Raw genomic sequence first — 14,089 nt, 5'->3', positions numbered from 1 at the left:
GAACAGCTGTCCCCCGAATTTCTACGCGCGTCAATCTCCTGCGCGGCCAGGGGGGTTGTCAAGGTTTCGGCCATGTACGGACGGCGTCCGGGAGATGAACCGGGCGGCATGGGTGGAAATCCGTCTAGGCTGAGCGGTTGAGTCGTCAGGCTTTTCGGCCCGGGGTGCCGAACCCCCGGGTCACCAGGTCCGCTAGGAGAACCAGCCGATGTCAGACACGTCCCCGCTGCCGCCGGTGCGGCTGGCTTTTGAACCGGAGCTGGCCCGGGACGCCCTCGCCACCCCGCTCCTGTCCCGGGCCGCCCGGCTCGCCCGCTGGGCCGGCCCCGGGACCCGGGTGGACGCGGGTGGCGCCCTGGTCCCGGAGCAACTGCCCGCCGCCGCCGGGGAACTGGGGCTGAGCGGCGACGACGCGGCAGACCGGGCGAGCGAGGCCTGGCGGATGGCCGTCGACACCGGCCTCGTCGAGATCACCGACGAGGAGGAGGGCACCGTCACGGCGGGCGCGGAACTGCGGCTGCTCACCGGCGGCTCGCCGCACGACGTCCTCACCGTCTGGCTGACCGCGCTGGAGGCCGTCCTGGCCGACGCGAGCGTGCCCGACCTGGACGGCCTGATCGACACGATGGACGAGGGCGGCGCCGTCGACCTCTCCACGCTGGAGTGGGACCCCCAGGCCGAGGCGGAGTTCCTGGACGGTGTGCTCGCCAACCTGTACCTGCTGACCGTGGGCGAGGAGGGGCCCGCCGGCGCACCGGTGCCACTGCCGGCGCTGGCCGCCTCCATGATCGTGCCCAGCGACATGGGGGAGCCCACCGACGACATACTGGAACAGGTCTCCGACGCGATGATGCGGCTGGACGACCAGTTCCGGCTGCTGGAGCCGGTCGGGCTCGTCGACTACCGGCCGGTGGACGAGGCCCTTCTGGAGGACGCCGGGGACGCCCAGGACGCCGGGGACTTCGGTGATTCCGGCGACGGCGGGAGTGCCGGTGACTCCGGCGACGGCGGGAGTGCCGGGGGCGCCGGCGGCGGGCGGGCCGGGGAGCCGGCCGACGGGACGACGGTGTCCGACGACGAGGTGGAGGTCGCCCGCTACGGCATGGTGCGGCTCACCCCGCTCGGGCTGTACGGCATGCGCGCCCGGCTCCTGGAGGCCGGCTTCGACGCCCCGGCCGTCGGCGACCTCGCGGACAAGGGAGCGGACGCGCTGCTCGACGGCACCGCCGGCTTCCCGCCCGCGGCCACGCACGCCGAGACCGAACAGTGGCTCGCGCGCCGCGAGCCCCTGACCGCCGCGCGCGAGCTGCTCGCCGCCGCGCGCGGCACGGACGCCGGGGCCCCGCTGCGCCGGCTCCGCTGCCAGCAGGCCCTGTCCCTGGTGGGCGCCGTGGCCGAACCGGCGCTGCGCGAGGTGCTCGACGACGCCGAACTGGGCGGGCTCGCCCGGGTCTGGCTGACCGAGCGCGGCCTTCCCGACGTCCCCCCGCCCACCCAGGACATGGTCTTCTGGCTCACCATCGACACGGTGGCCGCGCAACTGGCCGCCGAGGGCGAGTCCGACGAACTGCACGCACTGGTGCAGGGCCTGGCCGAGCAGCACAGCGGCTTCTTCGCCGCGGCCTGGCGGGTGGACCACCCGCACACGGCTGACGTGCTGGAGGCGATGGGGCGGCTGCACCCGGACAAGAAGATCGCGAAGGAGGCCCGCAAGGCGGCCTTCAAGGCGCGCTCCGCGCACGGCGGTTGACCGCACCGGGGGACGATTGATTCGTTCGCCCCTCCCGCGGCCTCCCTCCTAGAGTGACGTACGTCCAGGTGCGACAGGCAGGACCTACTTCCACTCATGATGGGGAGGCCGCGGGTTCGAATCCCGCCACCGGCACCACGCGCCGGTGCAGCTCAGAGGCAGAGCACCACACGTCGGTTCAGCCGCCCTCGATCTCTGGACACCGAATACTTCACGCACCTCCCGGTGCGCGGGCCGCGGCTACTTCTTCGCACAGAATCCACGCCGCTGCCGAACTGATCTCGGGAGGCGCAGCTCATGGTGGGTGCCCGGTGCGCAGGCAGCGGTTACTGGCGGCGGCCGGCCTCGTGTCCCGCGGCACCCGGTAAATTGGGCAGACGGCTCCGCTTCGCGAGGAGGATCTGGATGGCGCAGGTCAGACCCATGCGCGCGGATGCCCGGCGCAACTACGAGCGGCTGCTCCGGGTGGCGGCCCAGGCCTTCGCCGAGCACGGGGAGAACGCCTCCCTCGACGACATCGCCAAGCGTGCCGGGGTCGGCTCCGGCACGCTGTACCGGCACTTCCCGAACCGGCAGGCCCTCCTGGAGGCGGCCTACGTGGACCGGATCGAGGCGATCGCCGCCCGCGCGGGCGAGCTGGCCGGGCGGCTGCCGCCGGGCGAAGCGCTGACGGCGTGGCTGAACGAGCTGTGCGTCTGGACGATCCAGGCGCGCGGTCTGAAGGCGCTGCTGGGTTCGGCCGTCGCGGACGGCGGCGCGGCGGCGGTCACGGTGTGCGGTACGTCGCTCAAGGGCGCCGCGACCCGGCTGGTGGCGGCCGCGCAGCGCGAGGGGGCCCTGCGGACGGACCTGGACCCGATCGAACTGCTGCGGCTGGCCCACGGGGTGACGACGGCCGCCGAGCTGGCCGACGGGCGGGGAGCGGGGCAGGCGGCACACATCCGCCGCTATCTGACCCTGCTGCTGGAGGGGCTGCGGGCGGCGGCGTGAGCACGGTGACCGGCCGTGGGCGCCCCCGCGCCGGGCGGTGCCGGGGCGCCCACACCGCTGCCGCCGCGCCTACAGCGCCTGGGCCGCCGGCTTCACCATGTTCCGCACGGTGCGCGCCTTGACGAAGTCGCCCATCGCCGTCATCTCCCACTCGCCCGAGTACTGCCGGATGAGCTTGGCCATCATCACGCCGGTCTGGGCCTCGGCGTTGGTGAGGTCGAAGCGGACCAGTTCCTCCTCGGTGCCGGCGTCGAGGAGACGGCAGTAGGCCTTGGCCACCTCCGTGAACTTCTGGCCGGAGAAGGAGTTGACCGTGAAGACCAGGCCGGTGACCTCCTGGGGGATGCGCCCGAGGTCGACCACGATGACCTCGTCGTCGCCCGCGCCCTCGCCCGTGAGGTTGTCGCCGGAGTGCTTCACCGCGCCGCCCAGGATGGACAGCTTGCCGAAGTAGCAGCTGTCGATGTGGTTGCGCTGCGGGCCGTAGGCGATGACCGAGGCGTCCAGATCGATGTCAGCGCCCCGGAAGGCGGGCTCCCAGCCCAGGCCCATCTTCACCTGGGACAGCAGGGGACGGCCGCCCTTGACCAGGGACACCGTCTGGTTCTTCTGGAGGCTGACCCGGCCCTTGTCGAGGTTGACCTTCCCGGAGTCCGGAGCGGGCGGGGCCGGGGGCGGGGGAGCGTCCGAGGGGGCGACCCGGGTGTGCGGGGCGGGCGGCGGAGCCGTCGGCTGCGGCGGGGTGCCCGGGTGCGGCGGGGCAACGGGCCGCTGCGGGACGGGCGCCGGTTCCTCCACGCTCACCCCGAAGTCGGTCGCGATGCCCGCGAGCCCGTCGGCGTACCCCTGGCCGACGGCCCGCGCCTTCCACTGGCCGCCGCGCAGGTAGATCTCCACGACCACCAGCGCCGTCTCGGTGCCGAGCCGGGGCGGGGTGAACGTGGCCAGCGGGGAGCCGTCGTCCGCGTCGCGGATGGTGGCCGTGGGCTCGATGCCCTGGAAGGTCTGCCCGGCGGCGTCCGGGCTGGCGGTGACCACGATCTTCTCGATGCCCGGCGGTACGGCGGCCGTGTCGACGACGATCGCGTCCGGCGCGGTGCCGCCGCCGGAGCGGTAGGTCACGCCCGGCCCGGAGGGCTGGTTGTAGAAGATGAAGTCGTCGTCCGAGCGCACCTTGCCGTCGCCGGTGAGCAGCAGGCCCGAAACGTCCAGCCGCACGGGAGCGGCCACGTCCACCGTGACACGGGTGGTGGGGAGGGGGATGTTCGAGCCGGGGGTCATAGCTGTCATGCCGGGTGAACGAGCGAGGGCACTTTGCCGTTCCCTTACCCAGCGGGAAGAGGCCGTCCGGGTGGCGGCGGGCGCGGACCGCAGCGGCCCGAAGGAGTTCGCCCCCGCCGCCCCTTCCCTTCCCGTCCCTGGGGCTTTGCCCCCACCCCGCTGATCGGCCTTGGCCTCGTCCTCGGACCCCCCGAGTTCTTCGAGCAGGGGGGACCCCCGGACCGGCTGGAAGAGCGCCCTACGGCACGACCACGATCTTGCGGCCGACCCCCGCCGCGAACTGTTCCAGCGCCTGCGGATAGCTCTCCAGCGGGAGCCGGTCGCTGATGAAGACGTCCGGGTCCAGCACGCCGCCTGCGAAGAGCTCGGCCGCGCGTTCGTAGCTGTGCAGGACCGCCATCGAGCCCGTGATGGTGATCTCCTGGTTGTAGATGCGGTACGGGTCGATCTCCACGCGCGTGGCGTAGTCGGCCACGCCGAACTGGAGGAACGTGCCCGCCTTGGCGACCCGGCCCAGGCCGTCCTGGATGGCCGCCGCGTTGCCCGTCGCGTCGATGACCAGGTCCCAGCCCTCGGGGCGGTCCAGTTCGTCCGGGTTCGCGGCCGCTGCCGAGACACCGAGGCCGCGGGCCGTCTCCAGGCGGGCGGGGTTCAGGTCGACCACGTCCACGCTCGCCGCGCCGGTCCGCTTGGCCAGCTCCAGCATCATCAGGCCCATCGTCCCGGAACCGTAGATCAGGACGTGGGCGCCGAGCCGGGACTGCAGGACGTCGTAGCCGCGCACCGCGCAGGACAGCGGCTCGATCAGGGCCGCGTCCTCGGTGCGGACGTGCTCGGGGAGCTTGACGCAGTTGGCGACCGGGGCCACCGCGTACTGTGCCGCGCCGCCCGCGGTCGTCACGCCGATCGCAGCCCAGCGCTCGCACAGGTTGTTGTGGCCGGTGCGGCACCGGCGGCACTCGTAGCAGTACAGGGACGGGTCCACCGCCACCCGGTCGCCCGCCGCGACCTCGGTGACCTGGGTGCCGACGGCGACGATGCGCCCGGCGAACTCGTGGCCCGGCACGATCGGCAGCTTGGGCGCGAACTCACCTTGGAGGATGTGCAGGTCGGTCCCGCACAGACCGCAGGCGGCGACCTCCACGACGACCTCGCGCGGCCCGGGCGTCGGGTCGGGGACCTCGGTGACGACGGCACGGCCCACGGACTCGATGACGGCGGCCTTCATTTCACGGCTCCCAACGACAGGCCCTGGACCAGTTTGTCCTGGGCGGCGAACCCCGCGGCGAGCACCGGCAGGGAGATGACCAGCGACGCGGCGCACACCTTCGCCAGGAACAGGCCCTGGCTGGTGATGAAGCCGGTCAGGAAGACGGGGGCGGTCTCGGCGACCACGCCGGTGAGCACCCGTGCGAAGAGCAGTTCGTTCCAGCTGAAGATGAAGCAGATCAGTGCCGTCGCCGCGATGCCGGGGACGGCGATGGGGGTGACCACCCGGGCCAGGATCGTGGGCAGGCGCGCGCCGTCCACCCGGGCCGCCTCGATCACCGCGACGGGCACCTCGGCGAGGAAGGACTGCATCATCCACACCGCGATCGGCAGGTTCATGGAGGTGTAGAGGATGACGAGCAGCCAGATGTTGTCGAGCATCCCGGCGTTCTTGGCGAACAGGTAGATCGGCAGCAGTCCCGCCACCGCGGGCAGCATCTTGGTGGACAGGAAGAAGAACAGCACGTCCGTCCACTTCTTCACCGGCCGGATCGACAGCGCGTACGCCGCCGGGAGGGCCAGGACCAGGACGAACAGCGTCGACACCACCGAGGCGACCGCCGAGTTGGCCAGTGCCGGCCAGGGGCTGGGGCCGCCGCCGCTGCCGAAGAAGTCGCGGTAGCCGTCCAGGGTGAGGGAGGCGGCGAAGGAGGGCGGGTTGGTCGCCGCGTCCGCCTCCGAGTGGAAGGACGTCAGCGCCATCCAGGCGATGGGCAGGAAGAAGACGATGCCGGCCAGCCAGGCGATAAGGCCGAGACCGTTGCGCTTGAGGACGTTCATGCGCGGGACGCCTCCTCGCGGAACAGGGACGAGACCACGCGCAGGGCGAAGGTCGCGATGACGATGGAACCGATGACGACCAGGACACCGGCGGCGGAGGCCAGGCCGTTCTCGTGGGCCTGGTAGAAGCTCTGGTAGACGGTGTAGGGCAGGTTGGCGGTGCCGAGGCCCCCGGAGGTGAGGGTGAAGACCGCGTCGAAGTTCTGGACGATGTAGATCGAGCCGAGCAGCGCCCCGAGTTCGAGGTAGCGGCGCAGGTGCGGCAGCGTGAGGTGGACGAAGATCTGCCAGTCGCCGGCCCCGTCCACCCGGGCGGCCTCGATCTGCTGCTGGTCGCGGCTCTGCAGCCCGGCCAGCAGGATCAGCATCATGAACGGCGTCCACTGCCACACCAGGGAGGCCTCGACCGCGAGCAGCGGGGTGTTCGAGATCCAGTCGGGCTGGGGCCCGCCGACGTAGTGCAGCAGGCCGTTGAGCAGGCCGTACTCGGGGTTGTAGAGCACGTGTTTCCACAGCAGGGCGGCGGCGACGGGCACGACGAGGAACGGGGCGATCAGCAGGGTGCGCACGGCGCCCCGGCCGGGGAAGCGGCGGTCCAGGAGCAGGGCGAGCGCGAGGCCGAGGACCAGGCTGGCCAGCACCACCGCCACGGTCAGCAGGACCGTCGTCCACACCGAGTGGCGCAGGTCCGCGTCGGTGAGCACCTGCTGGTAGTTGTCCAGGCCGGTGAAGCGGCGGGCCTTCGGGTAGAGCGCGTTCCAGTCGAAGAAGGAGATCACCAGCGTGGCCACGAACGGGAGCTGGGTCACGGCGATCATGAAGACGAGGGCGGGCAGCAGCGGGGCGCGGGTGGCCCAGGCGCGCAGCCTGGGGGAGGGCTGCCGGGGTGTGAGCGGCTCGGTGGCGGCCACGGGGGCCGTGGTCGTGGCGGTCATCGTCCCTCGTACTCCTTGGCGATCTTCTCGGCGAGCTGCTGGGACTTCCTCAGGGCCGACTCGACGGACTGGCGTCCGGCGACGGCCGCGCTGATCTCCTGGGATACCTTGGTGCCGAGGTCGGTGAACTCGGGGATGTCGACGAACTGGATGCCGGGCGCGGGGCGCGGCTGCACGCCGGGGTCGTTCGGGCGGGCGTTCTCGATGGCGTTCTTCGTCATCTCCTGGAAGGCGGCGGCCTCTTGGCGGTAGGCGGGGTTCTCGTAGGTCGAGGCGCGCTTGCCGGCCGGTACGTTCGACCAGCCGTACGTCTTGCCCACCAGCTGTTCGTACTCCTTGCCGGACGCCCAGGAGACGAACTTCCAGGCCTTGTCGGGGTTGCGGGAGGCGTTCTGGATGCCCCAGGCCCAGGTATAGAGCCAGCCGGACGACTTGGTCTTCTCCACCGGGGCGGGGGCGTAGCCGACCTTGCCCTTGACGGGGGATCCCTTGGCCTCCAGGGAGCCGGCCGCGCTGGTGGCGTCGTACCACATGGCGACCTTGCCCTGGGTCATGTTGTTCAGGCACTCCGCGAAACCGGACTGCGCGGCGCCCGACTCACCGTGCTGCCGGACCAGGTCGACGTAGAACTTGGTCGCCTCGGTGAACTCCGGCGAGTCCAGGTGCGCCTTCCAGTCCTTGTCGAACCAGGTGCCGCCGAAGGTGTTCACGACCGTGGTGAGCGGTGCCATCAGCTCGCCCCAGCCGGGCAGTCCGCGCAGGCAGATGCCCTTCATCCCGGGCCGGGCGCCGTCGGCCTTCGCCGCGAGGCCGGCGATCTGCTGCCAGGTGGGGTGCGCGGGCATGGTCAGGCCCTTGGCCGCGAACACGTCCTTGCGGTACATGAGGAAGGACGACTCGCCGTAGAACGGCTCGCCGTAGAGCTTGCCGTCGTCGGCGGTGAGGGACTGGCGCATCGGCGCGAGGACGTCCCCCTGGTCGAAGGCCCGGTCCCGGGCGACGTAGGAGTCCATGGCGTGCAGCCAGCCGTTGCGGGCGTAGATCGGGATCTCGTAGTTGGACAGGGTGGCCACGTCGTACTGGCCCGCCTGGTTGGCGAAGTCCTGGCTGATCTTGTCGCGCACGTCGTTCTCCGGCAGCACGGTGAAGTTCACCTTGATGCCGGTCTCCTTGGTGAAGTGCGCGGCGGTGAGCTTCTGCAACTCCGTCATCTGCGGGTTGTTGACCATCAGCACGTTGATGGAGTCGCCGCCGGAACCGGCTCCGCCCGCCCCGACCCAGCAGCCGGAGAGCAGCGGGGCGAGCAGCGTCCCTGCGGCGGCCAGGGCGAGTGTCGCTCGCGGTGGCCGCCGTCGGCTCTGGGTTCGCATGGATCGCTCCTGGACATAGGGGAGGTGGTTTATATCCGTACATAAGGGGTTCAGCAGGGTGTGCGGCAGGGGTGGCAGGGCGGTGTGGTCCGGCGGGCCGGGCCACCGGGGGTCAGACCCGGACGACCTGCGGCCCCAGCAGGGCGTACCGGTGGGCCTCGGACGCCGGGAGCAGGGTGCTGGTCACGATCGCCTCCACCGCGCCGACCTCGGCGAACCGGCAGAAGCTGACCGCGCCGAACTTGGTGTGCGTCCCGGCGAAGACGGTGCGCCGGGCGGCCCGCATCGCCTGTGCCTTGACCTCGCCCACCGCCGGGTCGGGCGTGGTCAGGCCGTGTTCACGGGAGATGCCGTTGGCGCCGATGTAGGCGAGGTCGAGGACGAAGCCGGCGAGCATCTTCGTCGTCCAGTGGTCGACGGTGGCGAGCGTCCCGGCGCGGACCCGGCCGCCGAGCAGCAGCACCGAGACGTTCGCGGCCTCGGCGAGGGCGCCCGCGACCGGCAGGGACGCGGTGACCACGGTCAGCGGCCGGTCCCTGGGCAGGGCCTCGGCGATGAGCTGCGGGGTGAAGCCCTCGTCCACGAAGACCGTCTCGGCGTCCCCGATCAGTTCGGCCGCCGCGGCGGCGATCCGGCGCTTCTCGGGCACGTGGCTGGTGGCCCGGAAGGCGAGGGTCGTCTCGAACCCCGCGCTCTCCACCGGGTAGGCCCCGCCGTGGGTGCGGCGGACGAGGCCGTGGTCCTCCAGGGCGCGCAGGTCCCTGCGGATGGTCTCCTTGGCCACGCCGAGTTCGCCGGCCAGCGCGGTGACGTCGACCTGGCCGGTGGCCCGCGCGGCCCGCACGATCTCCCGCTGCCGTTCCTCCGCCGTCCGCGCGCCCATCGCCTGCACCTGCCTTCCTGGCCTGCTGCCCGTTCGGGCCCGTTCGGGCCCGGTGGGGCCCTCGGGGCACAGTTGTACAGCGGGTGCGCGGCGCCGACCAGGTCTGTTGCGGGCTCGATGCTGCCCGGGTGCGCCCGTTTGCCCGGGCGCGTGTTTGTCGCGGACCTGCGGGGCTGTCCGGGCGGAGGTGGTTTCGGGCATGGCGGATGCCCGTACGCGGAGGCGGGCGGGCCCGTTCGGTGCCCGCCCGCCTCGCGGAGCGGTGTTTTCGCGCCGTACGGCGGGCCCGCGGGGCCGTCAGTGGGGCCAGATCGGGGGGTCGGTCACGAAGTGGCCGCCCAGGTAGGCGTGTGCCTCGTCGGCCGGGTCGAGTTCGCCCTGCTCGGCGATGAGCTTCGCGGCGTACGGCTCGGAGTCGTCCTGCGGCTCGTAGCCGAGCGCCCGCGCGGTCGACAGGTCCCACCACAGGCGGGTGTTGGCGGAGGAGCCGTGGACGACGGTGTGGCCGACGTTCTCGGCGGTGAGGGCGGCGTGGAAGAGGCGGGCACCGTCGGCGGGGCTCATCCACACCGAGAGCATGCGCACGCTGGTCGGCTCGGGGAAGCAGGAGCCGATGCGCACCGAGACGGTCTCCAGGCCGTGCTTGTCCCAGTAGAGCTGGGCGAGGTCCTCGCCGAACGACTTCGACAGGCCGTAGAAGGTGTCGGGGCGGCGCGGGGTGTCGACGGGGATCAGCGGGTCGTCGCCGCGCGGGCGGGGCGTGTGGCCGATCGCGTGGTTGGAGGAGGCGAAGACGACGCGCCCGACGCCCTCCTCGCGGGCGGCCTCGTACAGGTTGTACGTGCCTTCGATGTTGGCCTTGAGGATCTTCTCGAAGGGGGCTTCCAGCGAGATGCCGGCGAGGTGGACGACCGCGTCGACGCCGCGGACCGCCGCCCGCAGGGCCGCCTTGTCGCCGAGGTCGGCGGTGACGGCGTCCGGCTCGCCCTCGATCGGCCGCATGTCGAGGAGGCGGAGCGTGTAGCCGTACTGCGGCAGCAGGTCGCGCATCAGAGTGCCGAGTCCGCCGGCGGCGCCGGTGAGCAGAACGGTGCGGGGAGCGGGCATCCTCGGTCTCCTTGCGTCAACCAGCCGCATGCGTGGCTGTAGTTCACATGCGTGGACACGCTAGGGATCCCGGGCGCACGCCGTCAAGTGTGCCGCGTGCACGGGGTGGCGCCTGCGGGCGAAATCCGCTGCCGCTTGCCGGTTTGCCCGCTTGACCGGCCGGGGCGGGGCCGCTTAGCGTGAGTGTGTTCATGAATATGGACGCAGATCAGAAACGTGAGTGACTGCCCTAGGGAGAGCCCGTGCCGTCAGCCCCCCTCGCCGAACGCCTCAGCATCCCCAGCGGTCCGCTGTTCTTCCCCGTCACCGCCTACGGCCCCGACGGCGCCCTCGACCTCGACGCCTACCGCGCCCATGTGCGCGGGGGCGTCGAGGCCGGTGCCGCCGCCGTCTTCGCCTGCTGCGGCACCGGCGAGTTCCACGCGCTGACGCCCGAGGAGTTCGAGATCTGCGTCCGCGCGGCCGTCGAGGCGACCGAGGGGCGCGTCCCGGTCGTGGCGGGCGCCGGGTACGGCACCGCGCTCGCCGTGCGCTACGCCCGCCTCGCCGAGGCCGCCGGGGCGGAGGGACTGCTCGCCATGCCGCCCTACCTCGTCGTCGCCGGGCAGGAAGGGCTCCTGCGGCACTACCGCGAAGTGGCCGCCGCCACCGCCCTGCCCGTCATCGTCTACCAGCGCGACAACGCCGTGTTCACCCCTGACAGCGCCGTCCGACTGGCCCGCACCGACGGCGTCATCGGCCTCAAGGACGGCCTCGGCGACCTGGACCTCATGCAGCGCGTCGTCAGCGCCGTCCGCACCGAGGCCCCCGGCGACTTCCTGTACTTCAACGGCCTGCCCACCGCCGAGCAGACCCAGCTCGCCTACCGGGGCCTGGGCATCACCCTCTACTCCTCCGCCGTCTTCTGCTTCGTCCCCGAGATCGCCCTCGCCTTCCACCGGGCGCTGCGCGACGGCGACGACACGACGGCGCACCGGCTCCTGGACGGCTTCTACCGCCCGTTCGTCGAACTGCGCGCCCAGGGCAGGGGGTACGCCGTCTCCCTGGTCAAGGCGGGCGTACGGCTGCGCGGACTCGACGTCGGCGAGGTGCGCCCGCCGCTGCACGAACCGGCCGAGGACCACGTCAAGCAGCTCGCCCGGCTGATCGAGCGCGGGTACGCGCTGCTGGAGGGGGACGCGTGAGGGCGTCGGCGTTCGTCTACCCCTGGGACGTCAACGGCGACCCCGCGGCAGCCGGGCGCGTCGCCGCGCTCGGCGTGGCGCAGGCGACCCTCGCCGCCGCCTACCACTCCACGCGGGCGCTGACCCCCCGCCACCCGCGCCACCGCGTGGTCACCGCCGAGTACGCGGCCGTCCTCTACCCGCCCGGCAGCCGCTGGCAGGGGCGGACCCCGCGGCCCCACCCCGCCGGTGACTGGGCGCCCGGGGACGCGTACGGCGAGGCGGCCGAGGCGCTGACCGCGGCCGGTCTGGAGGTGCACACCTGGGTGGTCCTCGCGCACAACTCCCGGCTCGGCGCCGAACACCCGGACACCTCCGTCGTCAACGCCTACGGCGACCGCTACCCGTGGGCACCGTGCATCGCCCAGCCCGCCACGCGCGCCTACCTCGTCGACCTCGCCGCCGAGGCCGCCGTACGGCCCGGCGCCCGCGGCACCGAACTGGAGTCCCTCGGCTGGTACGGCCTCGCCCACCTGCACGCCCACGACAAGACCGCAGGGGTCGGCCTCGGCGACGCCGGGCAGTACCTGATGTCCCTGTGCTTCTGCCCCACCTGCCGGGCGGGCTACGGGCAACAGGACCTGGACGCCGACGCGCTGGCGGACGCCGTACGCACCGCGCTGGAGCCGGTGTGGCGGGGGGCGCCCTCCACCGGCGGCTGGCCGGCGGTCGAGAAGCTGCTCGGCGCGCGCGAGGCCGCGGGCACGCGCGCGTGGCGCGACGACAGGGCGCGCACCCTCCAGGAGGAGGCCGTCGCGGCGGTCCGGGCGGCGGCACCCGAGGGCTTCCGGGTGCTGCTGCACGCCGACCCGGTCTCCTACCACTGCGGCGCCAACGCCGGTGTCGACCCCGCACACGTCCTGGCCGTGGCGGACGGTGTCGTGGTGCCCTGCACGGGCGGCGCGGACCTCCTCACGCCCTTCGCCGGACAGGGCCGCGCGGACGCCGTCCTGGCCGCCAACCTCACGATCGTCTCCGGCCTGGGCGGCAACCCGGCCGGCCTCGCCACGGACGCCACCCACGCCCGGCACCTCGGCGCGTGCGAACTCCGGCTCTACCACGCCGGTCTGGCCTCGGACGCGGACCTGAGGGCGGTACGGGAGGCACTCGGGAGGTTGTGAGGGGGAGCGGGTGTGCGGGGGCGCGGGTCAGGGCCGCCGACACCGCCAGCAGGAGCGAGCCCAGGGCGGCGAGCAGGAGGCGGCAGTCGACCGCTGCGACCAGCCATGCCCCGGCCGCCAGGCCCACGACGTTCGGGGCGAGGACGAGGGTCTGGGCGGTCGCCGTCACCCGGCCGACCAGCTCGCCCGGAGTCTCGTGCTGCACGGCGGTGAACACGGCGATCAGCACGCAGGGCAGCCCTGCTCCGACGGCCGCGCCGCAGGCCAGGGCCACCGGATCGGACGGTACGGCCCGCAGGGCCACCGCGAGAGCGGTGAGGGCGATGCCGTACGCCGCGAACCGGCGCCCGCCCAGGCGGCGCAGCCAGGACCCCGAGACGAGCCCGGTCAGGACCGAACCGGCGCCCTGGACGGCGTACAGCACTCCGGCGTACGCGGGCGCGTGGCCGAGCGAGTCCACGATCGCGTAGACCAGCGCGCCGTTCACGCCCGCGCACAGCATCGTCGCCCCGCCGGCCAGCACCAGCGGGCGCAGCCGCGGGTGGGACCAGAGGCGTCGCACGCCCTCGGCGGTGTGCTCCCGCCAGGACCCGGACGGCCGCTCCGGCGGCTGCTCGCGGACGCGCAGCAGCGTGTACAGGCCTGCCGCCAGGACGAAGGTGGCCGCGTCCAGCAGTGCCACGCAGGCGCCGCCGTACGCGGCGTACAGTCCCGCGCCCGCCAGTGGGGCCAGCAGCTTCATGCCCTCCGTCGCGGTCGTCCGCAGCCCGTTGAAGTCACCGAGCAGCGCCGGGGCGACCGCCTCGGCGACCAGCGCGGACTGGGCGGCGTCGGCCACCAGGCCCAAGGCGCCGTAGAGGAACAGCACCGCGTACAGCAGCCAGAGCCGGCCGGGGGAGCCGACGGCGAGGAGGGGCAGGAGCAGCGCCGCGAGCAACAGGTTCACGCCGATCAGCAGGGGCCCCCGGCGGGCGCGGTCGGCGAGCGTGCCCAGCAGCGGCCCGGCCAGGGTGGGCGCCCACATGGCGAGCGGGCACAGCGCGGCCAGCCCGGTGGAGCCGGTGAGGTCCTCGACCCACACACCGCATGCCAGCCACAGCGCCGATGTGCCGAACCCGGAGACCACCACGGCGGTCAGGCACAGGCCGGCCCGCCGGTCGCGCACCACCCGGAGCAGCGGCGGCACCGTCACGTCAGTCGTCGTCATGCCTGCCGATCGTGGGGCTGAGGCCCCGCCGCGCGGATGGGGCGGATGCCCCGGGTTCCGCGTCGGACGACGGGAATCCGGCGCCCTGGGGCCGGTCATCCTCCCGAGACCCGCCTGCCGGAGACCCGCCCTCCTGAGGCGTGCGCACGCCCACACCCTCCCTCGCGGCGCCC

11 protein-coding genes and 1 pseudogene are annotated in these 14,089 nt (G+C 73.0%); 4 read left to right on the top strand and 8 right to left on the bottom strand.

Annotation, left to right across the window (positions count from 1 at the left end; all coding sequences use genetic code 11):
• Positions 1 to 208 precede the first annotated feature (208 nt).
• Complete coding sequence (locus tag AB0G56_RS02750; protein WP_360962549.1) at positions 209 to 1,750, top strand: hypothetical protein; 1,542 nt, start codon at positions 209 to 211, stop codon at positions 1,748 to 1,750.
• A 405-nt stretch (positions 1,751 to 2,155) separates the two neighbouring features.
• Complete coding sequence (locus AB0G56_RS02745) at positions 2,156 to 2,740, top strand: helix-turn-helix domain-containing protein (RefSeq protein ID WP_360962546.1); 585 nt, start codon at positions 2,156 to 2,158, stop codon at positions 2,738 to 2,740.
• Positions 2,741 to 2,809: 69 nt separating this feature from the next.
• On the opposite strand, the gene AB0G56_RS02740 is transcribed toward AB0G56_RS02745, so the two are convergent.
• From AB0G56_RS02740 to AB0G56_RS02710, 7 genes are all read right to left on the bottom strand, one after another.
• Positions 2,810 to 4,021, bottom strand: a complete 1,212-nt coding sequence (locus tag AB0G56_RS02740; protein WP_360963285.1) for a TerD family protein — start codon at positions 4,019 to 4,021, stop codon at positions 2,810 to 2,812.
• Between the two features lie 238 nt (positions 4,022 to 4,259).
• Positions 4,260 to 5,249, bottom strand: a complete 990-nt coding sequence (locus AB0G56_RS02735; protein ID WP_360962543.1) for a zinc-dependent alcohol dehydrogenase family protein — start codon at positions 5,247 to 5,249, stop codon at positions 4,260 to 4,262.
• On the bottom strand, positions 5,246 to 6,070 hold the full coding sequence (locus AB0G56_RS02730) for a carbohydrate ABC transporter permease (protein ID WP_360962540.1): 825 nt from the start codon (positions 6,068 to 6,070) through the stop codon (positions 5,246 to 5,248). The genes AB0G56_RS02735 and AB0G56_RS02730 overlap by 4 nt, the downstream gene beginning before the upstream one ends.
• Positions 6,067 to 7,005: a sugar ABC transporter permease gene (locus AB0G56_RS02725; protein WP_360962537.1), complete on the bottom strand. Its 939-nt coding sequence runs from the start codon at positions 7,003 to 7,005 to the stop codon at positions 6,067 to 6,069. Before AB0G56_RS02725 ends, AB0G56_RS02730 begins: the two co-directional genes overlap by 4 nt.
• Positions 7,002 to 8,375, bottom strand: coding sequence for a sugar ABC transporter substrate-binding protein (locus AB0G56_RS02720; RefSeq protein ID WP_360962534.1), 1,374 nt, complete (start codon positions 8,373 to 8,375; stop codon positions 7,002 to 7,004). Before AB0G56_RS02720 ends, AB0G56_RS02725 begins: the two co-directional genes overlap by 4 nt.
• A gap of 112 nt (positions 8,376 to 8,487) precedes the next feature.
• A complete protein-coding gene (locus tag AB0G56_RS02715; RefSeq protein ID WP_360962531.1) occupies positions 8,488 to 9,258 on the bottom strand; it encodes a DeoR/GlpR family DNA-binding transcription regulator in 771 nt (256 codons plus the stop codon).
• 297 nt (positions 9,259 to 9,555) lie between these two features.
• Positions 9,556 to 10,365 (bottom strand): NAD(P)-dependent oxidoreductase, encoded by an 810-nt coding sequence (locus AB0G56_RS02710; protein WP_360962528.1) that lies wholly within the window; start codon positions 10,363 to 10,365, stop codon positions 9,556 to 9,558.
• 242 nt (positions 10,366 to 10,607) lie between these two features.
• Here AB0G56_RS02710 and AB0G56_RS02705 point away from each other — a divergent pair, with 242 nt between their 5' ends.
• Together AB0G56_RS02705 and AB0G56_RS02700 are read left to right on the top strand one after the other, a co-directional pair.
• Positions 10,608 to 11,549: a 5-dehydro-4-deoxyglucarate dehydratase gene (locus tag AB0G56_RS02705; protein ID WP_360962525.1), complete on the top strand. Its 942-nt coding sequence runs from the start codon at positions 10,608 to 10,610 to the stop codon at positions 11,547 to 11,549.
• A complete protein-coding gene (locus AB0G56_RS02700) occupies positions 11,546 to 12,709 on the top strand; it encodes a hypothetical protein (protein ID WP_360962523.1) in 1,164 nt (387 codons plus the stop codon). The genes AB0G56_RS02705 and AB0G56_RS02700 overlap by 4 nt, the downstream gene beginning before the upstream one ends.
• On the opposite strand, the pseudogene AB0G56_RS02695 reads toward AB0G56_RS02700, so the two are convergent.
• Positions 12,675 to 13,916 (bottom strand): annotated as a pseudogene (locus AB0G56_RS02695) (MFS transporter); the annotation flags it as partial. The gene AB0G56_RS02700 and the pseudogene AB0G56_RS02695 overlap by 35 nt on opposite strands.
• Positions 13,917 to 14,089: the final 173 nt, after the last annotated feature.

This window comes from Streptomyces sp. NPDC021356 (assembly GCF_040641015.1).
Classification (GTDB): Bacteria; Actinomycetota; Actinomycetes; order Streptomycetales; family Streptomycetaceae; genus Streptomyces.
This window is presented reverse-complemented; position numbering and strand designations above follow the sequence as displayed.